The organism is Staphylococcus sp. Ze2 (assembly GCF_048568365.1).
GTDB lineage: Bacteria > Bacillota > Bacilli > Staphylococcales > Staphylococcaceae > Staphylococcus > Staphylococcus xylosus.
In genome coordinates this window covers 1,609,041-1,628,455 of sequence record NZ_CP183486.1, presented here as the reverse complement: position 1 = coordinate 1,628,455, position 19,415 = coordinate 1,609,041, and the positions used below count along the sequence as shown (strand labels likewise).

Sequence of the window (19,415 nt, the reverse complement as noted above, 5' to 3'; positions counted from 1 at the left end):
TAGTCACTCCTATAGATAATCAAATATGCTTGTTTGTTCTTTGTCATTCAGGTTATATATACGCTTGATTTCATCTAATCTTTCATCAGTTACGATATCTTCATCAATTCCTAACGACTTTTTCAATCTAGCTACGCTATTTCTGTTTCTATCTAGTGGAATAACTGTCGCTACAACTTTTGAATTGTTATCCTTTAACGTGTATCTCTGACTTAATCCCATTTAACACACCTCGCAAATAGCTTGACGTGTACGTCTTTCATTTAACTTTTGGATAAATAGTTCATATAATACTTTCTCGTCTCCGTGAGCGTAGTTAATTAGTTTCTGTGCGTATATATCTGAACAACCAAGATTTTGTTTAATAAATTGTTTAGTTACCATGCGTCTCTCTCCCTGTAGTCATCACCAAGCACTCTTACTTGGCGTGAATTATGTTTCATACGTGAATTGATACGTTGCCAATTCATGTTCTGATTTAACTCTTTATCACTAAAGTTGGTTGTGAAAATGTTGTTCTTACCTACTCTGTTATCAACTATGCTAAATAGTTTGTTTAATGTATGTTCTGTGTTTTCAACACCTATATCGTCTAATACAAGCAAGTCTATGCTGCTAAGTAATTTGACTAACTCGTCTGTAGTTTCAACTGCATTTTTATTGTAAGTAGCTTTGATACGATCCATTAACATTGGTATGTGCATAAATGCTACGGAGTAACCTTGTGCTTTAACTGCTTTAGCAATTGCATACGCTAGGTGTGATTTGCCTGTTCCATATGAGCCTTGCATGATTAATGACTTAGGTTTATCTATAGAAAATGTTTTAACGTACTCTATAGCAGTTTGTTTAGCATCTGTTTGTGATTGGTTCTGTGGTTGATAATTGTTCACCGTGACTTCTTGTAATGAGTAGTTAACATTAGATTGGTTAAATATATTATTGATTGCTTTCTGTTTACGTTTTTTCTCTGCTTCTTTGCCTGCTGCAATCATGCTACACTCACAACCATCACGATATTCATAACCACTACTAAATGTGTGTAGATCATATCTGTTACCACACTTTTCGCAATACAGTCCTTTCTCTACATCGTTAGCTTCATATTGTTTAAGCGTTTCTGTTATTCTAGGGCTTAACATGCGTTTCATTTAATCACTCCTAATCCCAATAACTAGGGTCATACTTCATACGTTCTAGTTGGTCTTGTCCAGTATTTTTTATTTCTTGATTAAGATAACCTTCAAATTTAGTACCGAATAATGTTTCTGGTCGTAAAAAGTTTTCCATCTCAGTGCCTTTCCATTCACTAACTTTATTGTTAATTACAGTTTGGAATGCCTGCTCGTCAAAACCGTCTTTAAATCTAGCTTTGATTAAGTCTCTAGTCTTCCTAGTTGTAGCTTTATAGTGCTTACCTGCTGATTGATTAAGATATTCTATAATCGATTCATAAGGATACACAGTCGAGGAACTCGACATAGTATTACCATCATTATTAGTATTGTTATTATTAGTTAAATCATTATTAGTTCTATTATTATTAGTAGTATGCCCTTGACGGTTTTCCGTTTGCCCGTTTTCCGTCAAACCGTTTTCCGTTTGCCCGTTTTCCGCGAAAGGCATTTCGGTTGGAGTTTCATAAACTAGATATTCATAACCTTTAAATGTACCTTTGTCGCTTCTCTTTAAAGTACGCTTTATATATCCCACATTGATTAACTCGTTTACAGCTGAATTAACTGATTTAACTCCATCTTTCATGTGCTTCTGAACTTCACTTGTATATATTTGCCAATCATTAGGACGACTTAATAAGTAAAGCAAAACTCCTTTAGCCCTGGCAGATAATTTATCATCGTATATAAATCCTTTATGGACTAATACGAAATCGCCATCTTGCTTAATTGTTCTAAACGTTGCCATGTTTTTCACCTTCTCCGTACAAAATCCATTCAGGTTTTAACTTGAATATGAATGCCATTAATTTGATTTTCTTCATGTGTGGTATTAAAACTCTGTTTTCCCATCGATTAACTGTTACTCTTGTAACTCCCATAATTTCTGCGAACTCGGTTTGATCAAAATTTCTTTGTGTTCTAATTTGCATAATCCTATATGCAATGCCGATTCTATCTTTATAATTAAGAGGTCTTGCTATCACTGTTTCTCACCTCGTAACATGCTGTTTAATTTATCATCTACTGCTATCCAGCTATTGTGTAAGTGGTATTTACTATTAAATGTGTTCATGCCTATTTGATGCTGCTCTGTATGGTGGTTTCTACATAGCGCTAATACTTTGTTTCCGTAATGATCCATCTTGTTTCTGTTGCGTCCTCTACCTACTGCTTGATAATGTGCTAAATCGCTATTTGGAGCGCCACATATGACGCAAGTTCTATTAACGGTAGATTTATATAGGAAATACTTATCGTTGCTCATAAGGTCGCTAGTAGCCTTGTTCATTGGTACGTTGTTAGTGAATATAAAATCAAGGATTAACTCGATTAATTCACCTGCTTGCCTTCTACTACAGTTACTTAATGAAATAGGTTCATACCCATGCAAAAACTCTAGTTGTTTTTGGAACATATACCTTAAGTAATCCATCGGTTGTCCATAGTGGTTGAATATATCTCGTACCATTGCGAACACTTTCCTACGTTGCTTATCTGTTATCTTGTATGGATCACTCACGATTACTTCACACTCTACTTCTAGTCCGTTATCTAACAGTAAGAAGTCTTTGTTTTCTAAAGTTACACCCTCGATGACAGCAGTTATTGTGCCATCATCTTGATGGATGTAGTTTTTAATTATCGGCATTTAATCATTCCAATCAGAACGGGAGATCGTCCGTATCTATATCTGCGTTACCGTTAGCAAAAGGGTTATCCTTATCAGGTGATTGTTGTGACTTAGCTTGTCCACTTTGTTGTTGAGATTGCCCTTTAGATTGTGATTTAGGCTCCATGAATTGAACACTGTCCGCTACTACTTCGGTAACGAATATTCGTTTACCTTCATTGTTTTCATAACTACGTGATTGCATACGACCATCAACACCAGCTAAATGACCTTTGAATAAATAGTTGTTTACATTTTCTGCTTGTTTACGAAAAACAACTACATTGATGAAGTCTGCTTCACGCTCGCCTTGTGCATTTGTGAATGTTCTATTAACAGCTAAAGTGAAATTGGCGATACTCACTCCACTAGGTGTTGTTCTAAATTCTGGGTCTTTTGTTAATCTACCTACTAATACGACTCTGTTTATCATTATTCATTCTCCTTGTCTAATTGTTTTAGTCCTGCATCTAGTTTTGCGTGTGCGTTTGCAATCTCACTTTTCGATGCTTTGTTTATAGTCTGTAATCCTAACCAACGTCTCGTTTTGCCTAACGTGGCATCTTTGCCTTTTTCTTGTGAGATACTTACAAATTGATTAATCTTTTCTGTTAATTCACTTACATCACTTTCACTAGCGTCTGGCGCATCCTCCCCATGATATAAATACAATCCGATACCATGTAATGCTGCTGCTTTAACAAATGCGCGCTTGTATGTTTTGTTTATTTGGAACATATCAGCTTGTTTGTAAGGCACTGACTTATTCTTAAAGTCTAGTACGGGTAAAGTTTCCGTCTTTGTTAATCCTTTTAATGTAATAGATACTGTTACGCTGTAACCTTCAGGACTAGCCAAGTAAGGGACAAAATATTGGTCGTTAGTTACGTCTGGATGGGGGAACTCATGTATCTTCATTTCATAGTTAGGGTCGATTTTCATTAACTCTTGGTGTGCGTAAGACCATGCAAGGTATGATAACCCTTGTTTCTTTTCGACATGATCATTCACGTTCATCGAATTGAGTTTGTTAAATAATGATTGTTCAGTCATCTTGTACCTCCCGTAATTCATCTATACTGAATGTTTTATAATATTTTTTTGTCACTGTAGTTTCTGTTTCAATAAGATGTTCATCCCATTGAATGTTTATTTCTTCTAATCCTGTTAAACGCCTAGCATTTCTACGCTGAATGTTGTAAGTTGCGTCTTCTGGATGATTAGGTTTATTTGTTAAATATTTACATTTTCCATCTTGCTCTTTGATTAGATAAGCTACTTCTTTTGTTTCGTATTCTTCTGCCATTTGACGAAACACCTCTATTACGTGTATATTTAAAATACATTTAATTAATAAATCTCTTTGACTGTTAAGCGTTGGCGCGCTTAGCGGTCTTTTTTATTGCCTTGAAAAACTCTGGCCAGAACCAACAGTACGTTATGAAGAATGTTGCAAAGTAGATAACTATTAAATGCGTAAAGTCATTCGTAAATACTAATGAAAGCATCATTACTAAAACACCAGTTAAAACCGATAAAAATTCGTTCATAAATTCACCTCCAACATTTCATCAGGTATTTTAATACCTTTGTACTTTTCTTCGAATACCACTACTGGTATTAAACCAGGTTCAGTGTAATATTCTTGCTCCTTTAATTCTTTGTTCATCATGTTGATTCTTCTGTTGGCTGTTGCGATTGATCTCCCTGTTATAAGTGCTACGTCTTTTGAGTTTAAAAATTGTTTTCTCATGTAACCATTCCTTTCTGGTATAATTTATTTATCTGTGTGCAAAGGGGGTGAAATTAATATGAATACAAAAGCATTTTCTCAAAGCCAAATGCTTGAAATACAAAGACATTTAAAAAGTGGAAACATTCAACCATGCTGTAATCAACCTAAATTCGAAATACTTTCTGATGTTTTTACTTTAAACGTCTCAAGCGATTCTTTACCTGCTCCTCATATGGAGTTAGCAACAGTTATCTGTAAAAATTGTGCTCAGACAAAATTGTATGCTGTTAAAAATTTAATCAAGACGAACATCTAATCAAAATAGCTTTTAGTTCTAACGTAAATTTTCGGTTTCCCAACACTCTTAATCTCCTCGACCAAGATGGCGATTAGGAGTGTTATTTTTAATGCTTGTTTTATGTTCATTACGTTTCCTCCTACTCTGATAAAAATTTATTAATAAAGTATTGCTGACCTTTTCCAGTAATTTTTGTTGTTCTTGTGATTTGGCTTGAACCGTCTGGGTTGTTAATAGTACGTTTCTTAATATCCATAATTTCTAAGTCTGCACTGCGTTGTGTTGGTAAATTGTAGTTCTCACCTTTTTGTTTTATGAGATATCCATTCTCTCTCATCCACTCGAATAATCTGTTTTGACCTATGTCTACTCCATTTTGTTTAAGAAGTTTTGCTAATTCTCCTACTAAAACTGAGCTTTGACTTCCAACTACGGAATCTGCGAATAATACTTTGGGTTTGTCTTTTTCAATTTGTGCTTCCAATTGCAATTTCGTATCATTTGCTATTTTCAAAGCACGTTGCATTATCATTTCTGGGCTGTTCCATGCTTTCTCTACTTGAATAAAATACTGTCTAGTTCGTTTACCTGGCTCACTTCTTTGTATCATTGCTATTTCTTTAGCAGTATCTAATGTTAGTGCATGATCAGTTATATTTTGATATCCACCTCGGGTAAGACAATTTTGGGTCACCCTTGTGTAATCGATGTTTTCTTCAAAACCATATTCAGTCATTCTACCGAACCACTTCTTATATTCTGTTTTGATCTCTAGTACTTCATGTAATTCACGACCACTGATTGCAATTTCGCCATTTTCTTTCTCTTGAATATTGAACATTTGTGATATGTTCGGCTTGTTTTGTAATTCTTGCATTTGATTTCCTCCTTTTCTTTCAGCACCCACATACAAGATTCAGTCTTGGCAATGACCTTATATGTATTATGGTGTGGCTCATATCATCGCCTACTCTCGCTCATAAATGCTCTATGTGAGTGCTGAAGTTCATTGACTAAACGTTTCCACTGTTTCATTCCGGGAACGTTTTAATCAAAAAAATAACCTACTTCTTCTTTGCTATATCCTAGTATTTTAGCGATAGCTATTAATTCATCAGCACCAATAGATACTGCCCCACTTTCCCTCTTAGAATATTGAGATCTAGATTTCCAACCTAGCTCCTTAGTCATATATTCCTGACTAAATTCGTTGTCGATTCTAGTTTGTTTCAATCTTTCTAAATTCAGTTTCAAATGTGTCACCTCGTTTCCGTTTCCTATCGGGAACAATTCATATTATTGCAAACACGTTCCCGAATGTCAACACATTAAGTGTATTTATTTTTCACTTTTATTAAAAAACCAAATACTTACCTATTTAAAAGCGTTTTTCATTTTTTCTATTGTGCTTATTGGGAACGTATGTTATATTTGTATTGTTCCAATACGGAAACAAAATAAAAGGACGGTACTTAACTATGAGAAACAACGATGAAATCATTACTGTGATAACAAATTTAATGGACAAACAAAATCTATCAACTAGTGAATTAGCGCGCAGAACTAATATGGCTAAATCTACAGTTTCAAGATATTTAAATAAATCCAGAGAATTTCCGTTAAACAGAGCGGATGATTTTGCCAATGTTCTTAAAGTTACACCTGAATATTTGTTAGGTTTAGAGGAGAAACAAACGAAAAATTCTTTTGAAACCATTGCTGCTCATTTAGATGGTGATTTAACAGAAGAAGAATGGCAAGAGATATTGGATTATGCAGAATTCGTTAAAAGCAAGCGTAAAAAATAAGGAGTGTTTCCATGAGAAATTATGAAAATTTATTAGCAGAGTATGATGACCAAATCATCATTGAGGAAACCAATTTGAAGAAAGGTCTTGCAGGTTTATATTTAGGCGAAGTCATCCTTATTGAAAAACGCATGAATTCTGTAAATAAACTCGAAACTTTGTATGAAGAAATTGGACATCATTTAGTTACATATGGAGATATTCGAGATCAATCCAAAATGTTAAATCGAAAATTCGAATTAAAAGCAAGACGTTTAGGCTCTGAACTAGCTATTTCTCTTGAAGGGATTATTGATGCTTTCTTCCATGGAGTACATAACTTATTTGAGATGTCAGAATATTTCAACGTTTCAGAGCAGTATGTATTAAACACATTGAAGCATTATAAAATGAAATACGGTTTAGATGTATATTACAAGGGTTATGTAATTAAATTCGAACCTTTACAAGTGTTTAAACATGAGAATTGGGATTAATACAACTACGGTTGTTTAATATATATACTTATTATTAGGAGGATGTTTTATGGCAACAGAGAACAAAGAATTAACAAACGAGGAATTGTTAGCGAGGCAGCAACAGCAATTCGAAGAGTACAAAGAACGAGAAAAGAAAGGTAAGAAAAAGAAATGGTTATGGGGCTGTGGGGGCTGTTTAGGTTTATTAATTATAATAGGTATCATTTTTGCTATCTTTTCTGCAACTGTAGTAAATGAAGTTGATAAAGAGATTAATGATGGTACTGCTGAAGTCGAAAAAGACAACGATGCTAGCAAAGAACAACAAGCCGCACTAAATTCGGCTAAAACTTATGCTGATACAATGCATATGTCAAAAAAAGGTATTTTTGACCAATTAACAGCTGATGCAGGTGACCAATTTTCTGAGGAAGACGCTCAATATGCAGTAGACCACTTAAAAGTTGACTACAAAGAGAATGCTTTAAAAGCTGCTGAATCATATCAAGAGGACCAAAATATGTCCAAAGATGGCATATACGACCAATTGACTTCAAGTTACGGTGATAAATTTACAGAAGAAGAAGCTCAATATGCAGTCGATAACTTAGAAAAATAATTTATATAGCCCCGTGTAGGGGCTTATATATTTTATAAGAAATATTAGGGAGGTAATGCAAAATGAAAAAAATATTATTTTTAATATTAGCTAGTTTTTTAGTTTTAGCAGCATGTGGACAAGAAGAAAGTAAGTCGGAAGATAAGAAGGAAACTAAGTCATCTGATAAAGAAAGTAAGAAAGACGATAAGAAAAAAGATAACGTTAAAGAATCAGATGAAGAAAAACAGAAATCAGACGATGAGACTAATGAAAAAGTAGCGAATGAAGAACCACAATCACAGGAACAACAAAGTACAGAAGAACCTATGCAACAACAAGAACAAGTGAATACTCAAGAACAGCAACCTGTCCAGTCACAAGAACAATCACCAACTCAAGAACAACAGCAGCAAACACAACAGGCACCTGTTAATCAAGCAAGACAACAAGCCTTAAATGAAGGAATAGACTTCGATAACCCTACTGATGCAGAAATAGAAAGAATGCGTGAGTTAAGCAAACAATCACCATATGGTATGCAAGAGCCTACACTTGCTGGACCAAAAGAATAATTACAAGGGCATTTAACTATGCCCTATATATTTTTATCTTTTTTAGGAGGATTAGCAATATGCCAGTATATAAAGACAAGAAAACAGGAAAATACTACTTTTCAGCATTCTATGTGGATGTATTCGGAAAGCATAAACGTAAAGTAAAACGTGGTTTTATTAAGAAAAAGGATGCTAAACTAGCAGAATCTGAATTCATACAAAACGTTAAAAATGGTTATTCTGATTCCCAGACGTTTGGTAATATATTCTTTGATAGATTAGAGAATAAAGATTTAACAGAACAATCTAAACGAGCTAAGAAGAATTTATATAAAAAACATTTAGAGGCTAAGTTCGGACACTTACCTATTAGCCAAATTACTATAGAACAATGTAAAGAGTTTAGAAAATCTTTAGTAGATGATGAAAAAATTTCTGCTGGTTATGCTAGAACAATTATAATGAATTTTAAATCAGTATTTAACTATGCTAAGAAGAATTATAGATTAACTTACGATCCTTCTGGAACAATAGAAACGATACCATATACAAGTCCTAAGCAGGAATATATTACGCGTGAAGAATTTGATAAGAGAGTAGAAAAAATAGAAGATGAGACAGTACGTGATTTAACTAAATTATTATTCTATACTGGATTACGTGTAGGAGAAGCTTTACCTTTACAGTGGAAAGATTATGACATGATTAAAGGTGAATTAGATGTGAATAAAATTGTTGTACAACGTACGCGAAAAATACAACATTTCACCAAAACTGAAAAAAGTACAAACATTGTTCCAGTACCTAAACATATTAGAGAAATATTAGATAACAAATATAAAAACCACCAAACCCTTTACAAAGGATTCAGTGGCGAAAGTTTTATATTTCCACGTAAAGATAAACATATTTCTTATAACATTTACACACGTGGATTTAAAGAAGTATTTCCAGATTTAAAAGTTCATAGCTTAAGACACTCTTATGCAACGTATTTAATTAATAATGGTATAGACATGTATCTGTTAATGGAGTTAATGCGTCACTCAAACATTACACAGACTATACAGACTTATTCACATTTATACACTGATAAAAAGCAATCAGCCATGAAATTATTTGATAAATAGTGTACTTTAAAATAAAAACTGTATCAAAACTGTACTGAAATAATCAAAAACACATTACAAACATTGCTATATCAGTGTTTTAATTTTATGAATGGTCAATTAGTAAAATTTACATTTTTTTAATTTAACGTTATTCTAAGACTTCTTTTAGCAGGAAGCTAAAGTCTTTTGTAAATTATATTAATGCTAGTAAATTTGTTATTAAGCTTAATATATTGATTAAATTCAATAATTATACATAGATAGGATTAATCTAACAGTTCTACTTCATAACTTATGGTACTAAGTACATATAGGGGCGCTGTTTCAGCTCTTAATATTCTAGGACCAAGCCCAACTTGATATGCACTTTCATTAAACAATGCTAACTCTTCTTCGGCTAATCCACCTTCAGGTCCAAAAATAACTAAAACACGATCATTTGGCTGAAATTGTTTTATTGTCCTTTTAAGATTACTAACTTCACCTTGTTTCGCAGCATCTTCATACGCTATCAAAATATAATCATATAAGTCACTTTGTTGAACAACTTCTTTTAGCGATGCTTTATAATCGATAGAAGGTATTGCCAATCTATAACTTTGTTCGGCAGCTTCTTTAATAATTTTCTGCCAACGTTCTAATTTCTTAGTTACTTTACTATCATTTAACTTTACAACGGAACGTTTCATTCCTACAGCTAAAAATTCACTAGCACCCAGTTCGGTTGCTTTTTGTAATAACCATTCATATTTATCCGCTTTGATTAAACCGCTACATATGGTAATGGTTTGAGGTAATTCTGAATCTATATCAATTTGTTCAACTAGCTCAATTTCAATTTCATCAGTACCTATATTTCTAATTTTACATTTATAGACAAATTGATCCAAAAAGGTAATAATAATTTCATCATCAATTTGGTATCTCATTACGTTTAAAATATGATGGATATCACCTTTATCGATAATGGAAAATCGCTGATGTGTATCAGCATTTTGATTAATAAAGTACCTTTGCATATCAATCGCTCACTTTCTGCCCTATGATACAGACCCAGCTATTTTCATGATTAATAGACAACACTTTAAAACCAGTGTTTTCCATATGTTCTACAATCGCTTCATGCTTTTCCTCTATAATACCAGACGTTATAAAATAGCCATCTTTATTTAAGGTATTATAAGCATCATCAATCATTTCTTCGATAATATGAGCTAGGATATTAGCGATCACGACATCAAATTTCTCAGTTTCTTCTTTTAATAAATTTCCAGTAGTTGCTTCAATTGCATGGTCACATTTATTTTTTTCGAAGTTCTCTTTAGCGACTCTTACCGCCATTTCATCTACGTCTAATGCCTTAATACGTTTTACACCTAACAAATGAGCAGCAATACTTAATATGCCCGAACCAGTGCCGACATCAATAACAGAATCACTTGGCTTCACAAATGTTTCTATAGCCTTTAAACACATACTCGTCGTAGGATGGTCTCCAGTACCAAACGCCATACCTGGATCTAACTCAATACATAATTCACTTTCGACTTCTTTTTGGTATGTTTCCCAACTTGGAACAATTGTGAACTTTTCTGAAGCTCTAAATGGATGGAAATAATTTTTCCACTCATTTTCCCAATCTTGCTCACGCAATGTTTGTTCTTCGTACTCAAAAAGTGAAAGATCCAAAGAAGTAACTTGCTCAATTGCATTAATAAGCTCTAACTTAAACTTTTCTGTATGTTTAATTTCATTGAAATACGCTTTTATTCTTACACCTTTTTCAGGGTAATCATTGGCATTTAATGCATAAATTTCACCGTATTTATCTTCAAACGCTTGTTCCAAATCTTTAGAGTCTTCTATAACTACACCATTTGAGCCAAAATCTTCTAATATATCAGAAATTATTGATGAGGCCTCATGATTAATGCTGATTGATACTTCAGTCCAGTTCATATACTATTCTCCTTTAAAGAATCTTTTAGCTTTATCTCTAAAATTTGATGGTTGTTCTGAAATTTCTTCGCCATCAATTTCTGCAAATTCTCTAAGCAATTCTTTTTGACGCTCACTTACTTTAGTTGGTGTAACTACTTTAATATTTATAAATAAGTCACCATAGCCATAGCCGTGTACATTTTTGATACCTTTTTCTTTAAGACGGAATTGTTTGTCTGTTTGCGTACCTGCAGGAATAGTCAACATGACGCTACCATTTAACGTTGGGACCTTAACTTCGTCGCCTAACGTTGCTTGGGCAATGCTAACATCAAGAGAATAATAAATATCATCGCCATCTCTTTCAAATTTTTCTGAAGGTTTAACTCTAAAGACGATATATAAGTCACCTTGTGGCCCACCATTTTCACCTGGAGCACCTTCACCAGCTAGCCTAATTTGTTGTTCATTATCAACACCTTCAGGTATGGTTACGCTGATTTTAACATTTTTGTTTTCAGTACCTTTTCCGTGACATGTTGGACATGGCTCTTCAAATTCTTGACCTGAACCACTACATACTGGACAAACTTTTTCAGTTCTAACTCTTCCAAGTATTGTATTTTGTTCAACAGAAACGTGACCAGCACCACTACAATAATGACATGTTTTTTTCTTAGTACCAGGTTTAGCACCTTCACCATCACATGTGTGACAAGTAACATCTTTACGTATTGAAATTTCTTTCTCGCTACCAAAAACTGCTTCATCAAAAGTAACAGTCATTGTATATTGTAAATCGTCACCTTTTCTTGGTGCGTTTGGATCACGTTGTTGTCTGCCGCCTCCGAAGAACGAACTGAAAATATCTTCGAAACCGCCGCCTCCAAATCCGCTAAAGTCTTGACCGCCAAAGCCTTGGCCACCAAAGCCACCTTGTGGGCCGTCATGACCAAATTGGTCATAATTGGCACGTTTGTTGTCATCACTTAAAATTTCGTATGCTTCTGAGATTTCTTTAAACTTCTCGTCAGCACCTTCTTCTTTATTTATGTCAGGATGGTATTTCTTTGATAATTTACGATAAGCCTTTTTAATTTCATCTTTAGAAGCGCCTTTGCTAACACCTAAGACTTCATAATAATCTCTTTTGGCCACTGTTATCTCTCCTTTTACGGTTTTATTAAATCTTTTATAAAAAAGGAAAAAGTCAAAGCCAATGTTCAATTGACTTTGACTTAATTTGGCTAAGCAATTGTGTCATATATTTCTATCAATAACAATTAATTAGTCCATGACTACACCTATTTTTGCTTATCTTCGCTGTCGTCATCTTTAACTTCTGTGAAATCTGCATCTTCAACATTGCTGTCTTGAGAAGCGTTTGCATCTTCACCTTGAGCTTGTTGTTGAGCTTGTGCAGCTTGTTCGTAAACTTTAGTTGATAAGTCTTGAACAACTTGTTCTAATTCTTCTTTTTTAGCTTTGATATCTTCTATATCTTCGCCTTCAAGCGCAGATTTTAATGCTTCTTTTTTCTCTTCAGCATTTGTTTTATCTTCTTCGCTGATGTTTTCACCTAAATCAGTGATTGTTTTTTCAACTTGGAATACTAAGCTATCTGCTTCATTTCTTAAGTCACTTTCTTCGCGACGTTTTTTATCTGCTTCCGCATTTTCTTCTGCATCTTTAACCATGCGATCAATTTCATCGTCTGAAAGTGCTGAGCTTGATTGTATTGTAATGTTTTGTTCTTTGTTAGTACCTAAGTCTTTTGCAGTAACGTTTACAATACCATTTTTATCAATATCGAATGTAACTTCGATTTGAGGTACACCACGAGGTGCAGCTGGGATATCAGTTAATTGGAATCTACCAAGTGTCTTGTTATCTGCTGCCATTGGGCGTTCACCTTGTAATACATGGATATCAACTGCTGGTTGGTTATCTGCAGCTGTAGAGTATACTTGTGATTTTGATGTTGGAATTGTAGTATTTCTTTCAATTAGTGTGTTCATGCGTCCACCCATAATCTCAATACCTAATGATAATGGTGTAACGTCTAATAATACTACGTCTTTAACATCACCTGTGATAACGCCACCTTGAATTGCTGCACCCATTGCTACTACTTCGTCAGGGTTAACACCTTTATGAGGGTCTTTACCTACTTCTTTTTTCACTGCATCTTGTACTGCAGGGATTCTTGTAGAACCACCAACTAAGATAACTTCATCGATATCAGAGCTAGATAAACCAGCGTCTTTCATTGCTTGACGAGTTGGTTCCATAGTTCTTCTGATTAATGAATCTGCTAATTCTTCAAATTTAGAACGAGTTAGTGTAAGTTCTAAGTGTAATGGACCGCTTTCTCCAGCAGAGATAAATGGTAATGAAATTTGTGTTTGAGAAACACCAGACAAGTCTTTTTTAGCTTTTTCAGCAGCATCTTTAAGACGTTGTAAAGCCATTTTATCTTTTGATAAGTCTACACTATTTTCTTTTTTGAACTCTGCAACTAAGTGATCAATAATCACTTGGTCAAAGTCATCCCCACCAAGTTTATTGTCACCTGCTGTTGAAAGTACTTCAAATACGCCGTCACCTAACTCAAGAATTGATACGTCAAAAGTACCGCCACCTAAGTCAAATACAAGTACTTTTTGATCTTGTTCTGTTTTGTCTAAACCGTATGCTAATGCAGCTGCAGTTGGTTCGTTAATAATACGTTCAACTTCTAAACCAGCAATTTTACCAGCATCTTTAGTAGCTTGACGTTCGCTATCATTGAAGTATGCAGGAACTGTAATAACAGCTTTATCTACGCTTTCGCCTAAATAATCTTCTGCTGTACTTTTAAGATTTTGTAATACCATTGCTGAAATTTCTTGTGGTGTATATGATTTACCTTCTACGTCTACTTTGTAATCTGTACCCATGTGACGTTTGATAGATTGAATTGTGTTAGGGTTAGTGATTGCTTGACGCTTAGCAACTTCACCTACTTGAGTTTCATCATTTTTAAATGCAACTACAGATGGTGTTGTTCTAGCACCTTCAGGATTTTGAATTACTTTTGGCTCATCGCCTTCTAATACCGCAATACATGAATTTGTTGTACCTAAGTCAATACCTATTACTTTACTCATAAATAAATTCCTCCTGTTATGTTTGAATAATTTGGTGTTTTCAACAATAAAATAATTTATTGATTTACTTTAACCATTGAAGGTCTTAAAACTCTTTCTTTCAATTTGTATCCACTTTGTAGTTCTTCAGTGATTTGTCCAGATTCAAAATCAGGGTTGTCATCTTGAACTACAGCTTGATGGAAATTAGGATCAAATTGTTGACCTTCAGTTTCTATTTTTTCTAAACCATTATTTTTCAATGCATTTAATAAGCTTTCATGAACCATTTCTACACCTTTTTTAAGTGATTTAAACTGTTCATCTTCGCCATCAATTTGTAAAGCACGTTCAATGTTATCTATTGTTGGTAAGATATCATTTAAAACGTCTTGTGCTTTATATTCTTTCATTGTCTGGTTTTCTTTTTGAATTCTACGCTTATAGTTTTCAAATTCAGCGTATAATCTTAAATATTTCTCTTCGTTTTCTTGAACATCTTTTTTCAATTGTTGAATTTCTTCATCTTTAGGATCTACGTCTTCTGAGATATTTTGTGAATCGTCCTCCTGCAGATTATCTTGTGATGTTTCTGTAGTTTCATCAGTGCTTTCAACCGTATTTTCTTCTGATGTTTGTTCATTTACATCTTCGTTCTGGTCGAAAACTGATTCATTTTTTTCTGTCATTGTCTGCCCTCCAATACAATTGTTAATTACCAAATCGTATTTAGTAATCTTATTACGTTCTGATAATTCATTGCCGTTGGTCCGATAACCGCAATTTGACCTTTAAGTCTATCATCAATGTGATATTCGCTTGTGACAATTGAAATATCACTTAAACTTGATTCAATTTCATGACCAATTTTGACATTAATAGATGAATTAGACATTTCATCAAGTAATTGTGTGATTTTATTTGATTCTATATATTGTAGAATCGGTTGAATTGATGATACGTTTGTTTCATTCAACGCATCTATGAGTTTAACCTTTCCGCCCATAAAAATGCCATTACTTTGATTATCAAAATGAATATCTATTGTATTCAACATGTCTTTTATAAAATCTTTTTCAATATCTGATTTCACAAAAGCATTCAAGTCATTTTCAAAATGATGATTATTCCACTCGTTATATTTAGCAGTAACAAAATTAGAAATGTTCGTAAGTTCATTATTTGATAATGGAACTTGAGATGCTAAATGTAAGTTTTCAACATGACCTGATGAGAATACAACAACCATTATAACCAAATAAGCATTTGCTCTAAACAAATGAATGTTATTAATAATATCTTTTTTATGATTTGGACGCATTACCAACGTAGTATACTGAGATTGATTTGAAAGCTCATTTGCAAAATCACTGAGCGAAGTCGAAATATCATAATGATTTTCAACTAATAAATCTCTCAAACGTTGAATTTTAGTTTGTTGTTGATGAGATGTTTCTTGTAATAATTGATTCACATAATATCTGATACCTGATTCTGAAGGATATCGCCCTGACGACGTGTGCGTCTTCTCTATTAGTTCGAGAAGCTCTAATTGCTTCATCTCATTTCTAATAGTAGCAGGACTAACATTCAATTTATGCCGTTCAATCAGTGTTTTTGAACCAATTGGCTGACCTAAATCAACATAATCTTCAACAATTGCATTTAGTATGCTTAATTGTCTATCACTAATCATGTTTTCACCTCATTAGCACTCCTTTGTTTCAAGTGCTAATTATAATTTATCAAATTGGTCAAAGTAAGTCAATGTTAAAGCACTGGTTTTTTATAAATTTTTATACATTAAGCAAAAACGCTTCAAACACTAAGTTTCCGACGACTTTTCCGCGATCAGTCATAGAAATGTAGTCATCTTGTTCAACGATAAGTCCTTTTTGAGTTAAATCTTTGAGAGCCTGTTCGTATACTTGTTCGACTGTTTGATCAAACTTTTCAAAAAACCTATGTTTACTTACACCTTTATTCATTCTTAACCCTAAGAACATTTCTTCTTCCATTTGTTCTGATTTCGTGGGATAAGTTGAATGTAAAATAGGCCTTTCATTATTGTTTATTTTTTTAATATAGTGATTTACAGGGTTAACATTACTGTAACGTTCACCATCAACATAACCACTTGCACCTGCACCAAAACCATAATATCCTTCGTTTTTCCAATAAACTTTATTATGCTCTGACTCATGACCTACTTTCCCAAAATTCGAAATTTCATATTGATGCAAGTCAGAATTATTCATTCTCTCAATTAGATATTCATACATTTCTTCACCGATATCTTCATTCGGAATTTTCAACTTGCCTTTTTTATACATGTTATAAAATTGTGTTTTAGGTTCTAATATAAGACCATAACTTGAAATATGATCAATATCCATTTCTAATGCCTTTTCTAAACTATCCTTAAAATCCTCTAGTGTTTGTTGTGGTAAATGGTACATCAAATCTAAACTTATAGAGGGAATACCGACTGCTCGCGCATTAGTAACAGCTTGATATATATCTGCTGTATGATGCGTCCTACCTAATATTTCTAAAAGTTCAGGTTTAAACGTTTGTACGCCCATAGATAGTCTGTTAACACCAAAATCTTTTAATAATTGAACTTTTTCAAGTGTTAATTCATCTGGATTAGCTTCAAAACTAAATTCGCCTTTAATTTTGAATGTATCAGTAATTGCAATAAGTAATCGCTTAAGTTGTTCATAACTTAATGCTGTCGGTGTCCCGCCACCCACAAATACGGTTTCTAATACTCTAACCTCGCTATCTTGCATCTCTTTAATTAAGCAATCTAAATATTCATCCACCGGTTGATTGTGTATAAAATATTTATTGAAATCACAATACGTACATATTCTTACACAAAATGGAATATGGATATATGCACTTTTTACTTCCATATTGCGTGCACCTTCTTTCGTATATTGAAGATTAACAATCATCACAAAAAACTGGGCCATAAATCTTTTGGATTTAAGGCCCCCATTTTTAATTTATATTAATCTTCATCCATCTTAAGTACAGCTAAGAAAGCATCTTGTGGAATTTCCACATTTCCTACTGCTTTCATTTTAGCTTTACCAGCTTTTTGTTTTTCTAAAAGTTTTCTCTTACGGGTAATGTCACCACCATAACATTTAGATAGTACATTTTTACCCATAGATTTAATATTCGTTCTTGCAACGATTTTTTGTCCTACAGCTGCTTGTACAGGAACTTCGAACTGTTGTCTAGGTATCAACGTTTTAAGTTTTTCGACTAAAGCTTTTCCTCGATCATATGCAAATTCTTTATGCACGATAAAGCTTAAAGCATCAACCTTTTCACCGTTTAATAAGATGTCCATCTTCACTAAATCACTTTCTTTATTATCGATAAATTCATAGTCGAACGAAGCATATCCTTTAGTATTAGATTTTAACTGATCAAAGAAATCGAACACCACTTCTGATAATGGAATCTCATAAATAATATTCACACGGATATCATCCATATATTCCATATTTATAAATTGACCACGTTTACGTTGACACAACTCCATGACTGCACCTACATAATCATTAGGTACCATCATAGTCGCGCGCACAAATGGCTCATATATTGTTTCTATTCTATCTCTATCAGGCATGTTCGCAGGATTATCTACCGTTACTTCATCGCCTGTTTTTAAGATGCATTCATAAATAACTGAAGGTGCTGTGGCAATAAGTTCTATTCCAAATTCACGTTCAATACGTTCCTGGATAATTTCCATATGCAACATACCTAAGAAACCTGTACGATAACCAAACCCTAAAGCTTGTGATGATTCAGGTTCGAATTCTAACGAAGCATCATTTAACTGTAATTTTTCTAAAGCTTCTCTTAAATCATTATAATCCTTGTTATCAATTGGGAATAGGCCACAGAATACCATTGGATTCATTTTCTTGTATCCTTGTAATGGTTGAGCAGCTGGTCTACTAGCATGAGTGATTGTATCCCCAACACGTGAATCATCTACATTTTTAATACTTGCAATGATGTAACCAACATCGCCGACAGTCAATTCGTCAACTTGTAATTGCTTTGGTGTATTGATACCTACTTCAGTCACTTCGAATTCTTTACCAGTTGCCATCATTTTAATACGGTCGCCAGCTTTAACAATGCCTTCCATCACTCTGATAGAAGAGATAACCCCTCTATACGGATCATATTCTGAATCGAATATAAGTGCTTTTAAAGGTTCTTCTGGATCACCTTCAGGAGGTGGCACTACCTCAACGATTTTCTCTAAGATATCTTCAATACCAATATTTGATTTTGCACTAGCAAGTACCACATCATCTTTATCAATACCGATAACGTCTTCTAATTCTTGTTTTACTCGTTCAGGTTCTGCCGCTGGTAGATCTATTTTATTGATAACTGGTAATAATTCTAATTCATTATCAAGAGCCAAATAGACATTCGCTAATGTTTGTGCCTCAATACCTTGTGCAGCATCTACAACTAATATAGCACCTTCACATGCTGCAAGTGATCTAGACACCTCATAAGTAAAATCGACATGTCCTGGAGTATCGATTAGGTGAAATGTATATGTTTCACCGTCTTTAGCATCATATTTTAAGCGAACTGCATTTAATTTGATTGTTATACCGCGCTCTCTTTCTAAGTCCATAGAATCTAACAGTTGAGACTGCATGTCTCTAGTTTCGACTGATTTTGTATTTTCTAAAATCCTATCAGCTAACGTAGATTTACCATGGTCTATATGTGCGATAATGGAAAAGTTTCTAATATTTTTACGTCGATTATAGCGTTCTTGTTTATCCATGTATTATCCTTCTCACTTTCATAATTCTAGCCCGTAATATGTATGACATTCTTTGATATAATAACGTTTTTAATAGTTAATTGCAAA

General features: G+C 33.7%; 27 protein-coding genes. 6 read left to right on the top strand and 21 right to left on the bottom strand.

Annotated elements, in window-relative coordinates:
- Positions 1-9: 9 nt before the first annotated feature.
- From ACM591_RS07590 to ACM591_RS07540, 11 genes are all read right to left on the bottom strand, one after another.
- A complete protein-coding gene (locus tag ACM591_RS07590) occupies positions 10-222 on the bottom strand; it encodes a hypothetical protein (RefSeq protein WP_418354329.1) in 213 nt (70 codons plus the stop codon).
- Complete coding sequence (locus ACM591_RS07585; RefSeq protein WP_418354328.1) at positions 223-384, bottom strand: hypothetical protein; 162 nt, start codon at positions 382-384, stop codon at positions 223-225.
- Positions 378-1,151 carry an ATP-binding protein gene (locus ACM591_RS07580; RefSeq protein ID WP_107540769.1) on the bottom strand — a complete coding sequence of 258 codons (774 nt, stop codon included), beginning with the start codon at positions 1,149-1,151 and terminating at the stop codon, positions 378-380. Before ACM591_RS07580 ends, ACM591_RS07585 begins: the two co-directional genes overlap by 7 nt.
- A 10-nt stretch (positions 1,152-1,161) precedes the next feature.
- Positions 1,162-1,926, bottom strand: coding sequence for a conserved phage C-terminal domain-containing protein (locus tag ACM591_RS07575; RefSeq protein WP_418354327.1), 765 nt, complete (start codon positions 1,924-1,926; stop codon positions 1,162-1,164).
- Positions 1,913-2,164, bottom strand: a complete 252-nt coding sequence (locus ACM591_RS07570) for a helix-turn-helix transcriptional regulator (RefSeq protein WP_418354326.1) — start codon at positions 2,162-2,164, stop codon at positions 1,913-1,915. The genes ACM591_RS07575 and ACM591_RS07570 overlap by 14 nt, the downstream gene beginning before the upstream one ends.
- Complete coding sequence (locus ACM591_RS07565) at positions 2,161-2,829, bottom strand: putative HNHc nuclease (protein ID WP_418354325.1); 669 nt, start codon at positions 2,827-2,829, stop codon at positions 2,161-2,163. The genes ACM591_RS07570 and ACM591_RS07565 overlap by 4 nt, the downstream gene beginning before the upstream one ends.
- 13 nt (positions 2,830-2,842) lie before the next feature.
- Positions 2,843-3,283, bottom strand: a complete 441-nt coding sequence (ssb, locus tag ACM591_RS07560; RefSeq protein WP_349789813.1) for a single-stranded DNA-binding protein — start codon at positions 3,281-3,283, stop codon at positions 2,843-2,845.
- Positions 3,283-3,903: a DUF1071 domain-containing protein gene (locus ACM591_RS07555; protein WP_418354324.1), complete on the bottom strand. Its 621-nt coding sequence runs from the start codon at positions 3,901-3,903 to the stop codon at positions 3,283-3,285. Before ACM591_RS07555 ends, ssb begins: the two co-directional genes overlap by 1 nt.
- Positions 3,896-4,156, bottom strand: a complete 261-nt coding sequence (locus ACM591_RS07550; protein WP_418354323.1) for a hypothetical protein — start codon at positions 4,154-4,156, stop codon at positions 3,896-3,898. The genes ACM591_RS07555 and ACM591_RS07550 overlap by 8 nt, the downstream gene beginning before the upstream one ends.
- Positions 4,157-4,220: 64 nt before the next feature.
- Positions 4,221-4,400 (bottom strand): hypothetical protein, encoded by a 180-nt coding sequence (locus ACM591_RS07545; protein ID WP_418354322.1) that lies wholly within the window; start codon positions 4,398-4,400, stop codon positions 4,221-4,223.
- Positions 4,397-4,603, bottom strand: coding sequence for a hypothetical protein (locus ACM591_RS07540; protein ID WP_418354321.1), 207 nt, complete (start codon positions 4,601-4,603; stop codon positions 4,397-4,399). Before ACM591_RS07540 ends, ACM591_RS07545 begins: the two co-directional genes overlap by 4 nt.
- 58 nt (positions 4,604-4,661) lie before the next feature.
- Between ACM591_RS07540 and ACM591_RS07535 the strand changes: the two genes are divergently transcribed.
- Positions 4,662-4,901 (top strand): hypothetical protein, encoded by a 240-nt coding sequence (locus ACM591_RS07535; RefSeq protein ID WP_418354320.1) that lies wholly within the window; start codon positions 4,662-4,664, stop codon positions 4,899-4,901.
- Between the two features lie 121 nt (positions 4,902-5,022).
- Here ACM591_RS07535 and ACM591_RS07530 read toward each other — a convergent pair whose 3' ends face one another.
- Positions 5,023-5,760, bottom strand: coding sequence for a phage antirepressor KilAC domain-containing protein (locus tag ACM591_RS07530; protein ID WP_418354319.1), 738 nt, complete (start codon positions 5,758-5,760; stop codon positions 5,023-5,025).
- Between the two features lie 170 nt (positions 5,761-5,930).
- On the bottom strand, positions 5,931-6,173 hold the full coding sequence (locus tag ACM591_RS07525; protein WP_326025205.1) for a helix-turn-helix transcriptional regulator: 243 nt from the start codon (positions 6,171-6,173) through the stop codon (positions 5,931-5,933).
- Between the two features lie 188 nt (positions 6,174-6,361).
- Between ACM591_RS07525 and ACM591_RS07520 the strand changes: the two genes are divergently transcribed.
- The 5 genes from ACM591_RS07520 to ACM591_RS07500 all read left to right on the top strand — a co-directional run bounded on the left by ACM591_RS07520 (position 6,362) and on the right by ACM591_RS07500 (position 9,434).
- Positions 6,362-6,691 carry a helix-turn-helix domain-containing protein gene (locus ACM591_RS07520; RefSeq protein WP_029376916.1) on the top strand — a complete coding sequence of 110 codons (330 nt, stop codon included), beginning with the start codon at positions 6,362-6,364 and terminating at the stop codon, positions 6,689-6,691.
- Positions 6,692-6,702: 11 nt separating this feature from the next.
- The gene (locus ACM591_RS07515) at positions 6,703-7,167 is read left to right on the top strand and encodes an ImmA/IrrE family metallo-endopeptidase (protein WP_326010367.1); all 465 of its coding nucleotides are present in this window, start codon (positions 6,703-6,705) and stop codon (positions 7,165-7,167) included.
- Positions 7,168-7,216: 49 nt separating this feature from the next.
- A complete protein-coding gene (locus tag ACM591_RS07510) occupies positions 7,217-7,768 on the top strand; it encodes an Ltp family lipoprotein (RefSeq protein WP_225489560.1) in 552 nt (183 codons plus the stop codon).
- Positions 7,769-7,830: 62 nt separating this feature from the next.
- Positions 7,831-8,322, top strand: coding sequence for a hypothetical protein (locus ACM591_RS07505; RefSeq protein ID WP_418354318.1), 492 nt, complete (start codon positions 7,831-7,833; stop codon positions 8,320-8,322).
- Between the two features lie 59 nt (positions 8,323-8,381).
- On the top strand, positions 8,382-9,434 hold the full coding sequence (locus ACM591_RS07500; RefSeq protein WP_418354317.1) for a tyrosine-type recombinase/integrase: 1,053 nt from the start codon (positions 8,382-8,384) through the stop codon (positions 9,432-9,434).
- Positions 9,435-9,682: 248 nt separating this feature from the next.
- On the opposite strand, the gene ACM591_RS07495 is transcribed toward ACM591_RS07500, so the two are convergent.
- From ACM591_RS07495 to lepA, 8 genes are all read right to left on the bottom strand, one after another.
- Complete coding sequence (locus ACM591_RS07495; protein ID WP_029377163.1) at positions 9,683-10,435, bottom strand: 16S rRNA (uracil(1498)-N(3))-methyltransferase; 753 nt, start codon at positions 10,433-10,435, stop codon at positions 9,683-9,685.
- A 1-nt stretch (position 10,436) separates the two neighbouring features.
- A complete protein-coding gene (gene prmA / locus ACM591_RS07490) occupies positions 10,437-11,375 on the bottom strand; it encodes a 50S ribosomal protein L11 methyltransferase (protein WP_326026746.1) in 939 nt (312 codons plus the stop codon).
- A 3-nt stretch (positions 11,376-11,378) separates the two neighbouring features.
- Positions 11,379-12,515, bottom strand: coding sequence for a molecular chaperone DnaJ (gene dnaJ / locus ACM591_RS07485; protein ID WP_029377161.1), 1,137 nt, complete (start codon positions 12,513-12,515; stop codon positions 11,379-11,381).
- 146 nt (positions 12,516-12,661) lie between these two features.
- Positions 12,662-14,506, bottom strand: a complete 1,845-nt coding sequence (dnaK, locus tag ACM591_RS07480; RefSeq protein WP_029377160.1) for a molecular chaperone DnaK — start codon at positions 14,504-14,506, stop codon at positions 12,662-12,664.
- A gap of 56 nt (positions 14,507-14,562) precedes the next feature.
- Complete coding sequence (gene grpE, locus ACM591_RS07475) at positions 14,563-15,174, bottom strand: nucleotide exchange factor GrpE (RefSeq protein WP_029377159.1); 612 nt, start codon at positions 15,172-15,174, stop codon at positions 14,563-14,565.
- 26 nt (positions 15,175-15,200) lie between these two features.
- Positions 15,201-16,181, bottom strand: a complete 981-nt coding sequence (gene hrcA / locus ACM591_RS07470; protein WP_038678665.1) for a heat-inducible transcriptional repressor HrcA — start codon at positions 16,179-16,181, stop codon at positions 15,201-15,203.
- A 100-nt stretch (positions 16,182-16,281) separates the two neighbouring features.
- Positions 16,282-17,406: a radical SAM family heme chaperone HemW gene (gene hemW, locus ACM591_RS07465; RefSeq protein WP_029377157.1), complete on the bottom strand. Its 1,125-nt coding sequence runs from the start codon at positions 17,404-17,406 to the stop codon at positions 16,282-16,284.
- A 98-nt stretch (positions 17,407-17,504) separates the two neighbouring features.
- Complete coding sequence (gene lepA, locus ACM591_RS07460; RefSeq protein WP_029377156.1) at positions 17,505-19,328, bottom strand: translation elongation factor 4; 1,824 nt, start codon at positions 19,326-19,328, stop codon at positions 17,505-17,507.
- Between the last annotated feature and the right edge of the window lie 87 nt (positions 19,329-19,415).

Bases quoted from the DNA above. Each gene is read 5' to 3' on its own strand.
- hrcA (WP_038678665.1), bottom strand. From the start codon at position 16,181: ATGATTAGTGATAGACAATTAAGCATACTAAATGCAATTGTTGAAGAT.
- ACM591_RS07520 (WP_029376916.1), top strand. From the start codon at position 6,362: ATGAGAAACAACGATGAAATCATTACTGTGATAACAAATTTAATGGAC.
- ACM591_RS07565 (WP_418354325.1), bottom strand. From the start codon at position 2,829: ATGCCGATAATTAAAAACTACATCCATCAAGATGATGGCACAATAACT.
- ACM591_RS07580 (WP_107540769.1), bottom strand. From the start codon at position 1,151: ATGAAACGCATGTTAAGCCCTAGAATAACAGAAACGCTTAAACAATAT.
- ACM591_RS07540 (WP_418354321.1), bottom strand. From the start codon at position 4,603: ATGAGAAAACAATTTTTAAACTCAAAAGACGTAGCACTTATAACAGGG.
- prmA (WP_326026746.1), bottom strand. From the start codon at position 11,375: ATGAACTGGACTGAAGTATCAATCAGCATTAATCATGAGGCCTCATCA.
- ACM591_RS07585 (WP_418354328.1), bottom strand. From the start codon at position 384: ATGGTAACTAAACAATTTATTAAACAAAATCTTGGTTGTTCAGATATA.
- ACM591_RS07555 (WP_418354324.1), bottom strand. From the start codon at position 3,903: ATGACTGAACAATCATTATTTAACAAACTCAATTCGATGAACGTGAAT.
- ACM591_RS07590 (WP_418354329.1), bottom strand. From the start codon at position 222: ATGGGATTAAGTCAGAGATACACGTTAAAGGATAACAATTCAAAAGTT.
- ACM591_RS07515 (WP_326010367.1), top strand. From the start codon at position 6,703: ATGAGAAATTATGAAAATTTATTAGCAGAGTATGATGACCAAATCATC.
- ACM591_RS07535 (WP_418354320.1), top strand. From the start codon at position 4,662: ATGAATACAAAAGCATTTTCTCAAAGCCAAATGCTTGAAATACAAAGA.
- hemW (WP_029377157.1), bottom strand. From the start codon at position 17,406: ATGGAAGTAAAAAGTGCATATATCCATATTCCATTTTGTGTAAGAATA.
- ssb (WP_349789813.1), bottom strand. From the start codon at position 3,283: ATGATAAACAGAGTCGTATTAGTAGGTAGATTAACAAAAGACCCAGAA.
- ACM591_RS07505 (WP_418354318.1), top strand. From the start codon at position 7,831: ATGAAAAAAATATTATTTTTAATATTAGCTAGTTTTTTAGTTTTAGCA.
- ACM591_RS07510 (WP_225489560.1), top strand. From the start codon at position 7,217: ATGGCAACAGAGAACAAAGAATTAACAAACGAGGAATTGTTAGCGAGG.
- ACM591_RS07495 (WP_029377163.1), bottom strand. From the start codon at position 10,435: ATGCAAAGGTACTTTATTAATCAAAATGCTGATACACATCAGCGATTT.
- ACM591_RS07550 (WP_418354323.1), bottom strand. From the start codon at position 4,156: ATGGCAGAAGAATACGAAACAAAAGAAGTAGCTTATCTAATCAAAGAG.
- ACM591_RS07500 (WP_418354317.1), top strand. From the start codon at position 8,382: ATGCCAGTATATAAAGACAAGAAAACAGGAAAATACTACTTTTCAGCA.
- grpE (WP_029377159.1), bottom strand. From the start codon at position 15,174: ATGACAGAAAAAAATGAATCAGTTTTCGACCAGAACGAAGATGTAAAT.
- dnaK (WP_029377160.1), bottom strand. From the start codon at position 14,506: ATGAGTAAAGTAATAGGTATTGACTTAGGTACAACAAATTCATGTATT.
- ACM591_RS07575 (WP_418354327.1), bottom strand. From the start codon at position 1,926: ATGGCAACGTTTAGAACAATTAAGCAAGATGGCGATTTCGTATTAGTC.
- lepA (WP_029377156.1), bottom strand. From the start codon at position 19,328: ATGGATAAACAAGAACGCTATAATCGACGTAAAAATATTAGAAACTTT.
- ACM591_RS07530 (WP_418354319.1), bottom strand. From the start codon at position 5,760: ATGCAAGAATTACAAAACAAGCCGAACATATCACAAATGTTCAATATT.
- ACM591_RS07545 (WP_418354322.1), bottom strand. From the start codon at position 4,400: ATGAACGAATTTTTATCGGTTTTAACTGGTGTTTTAGTAATGATGCTT.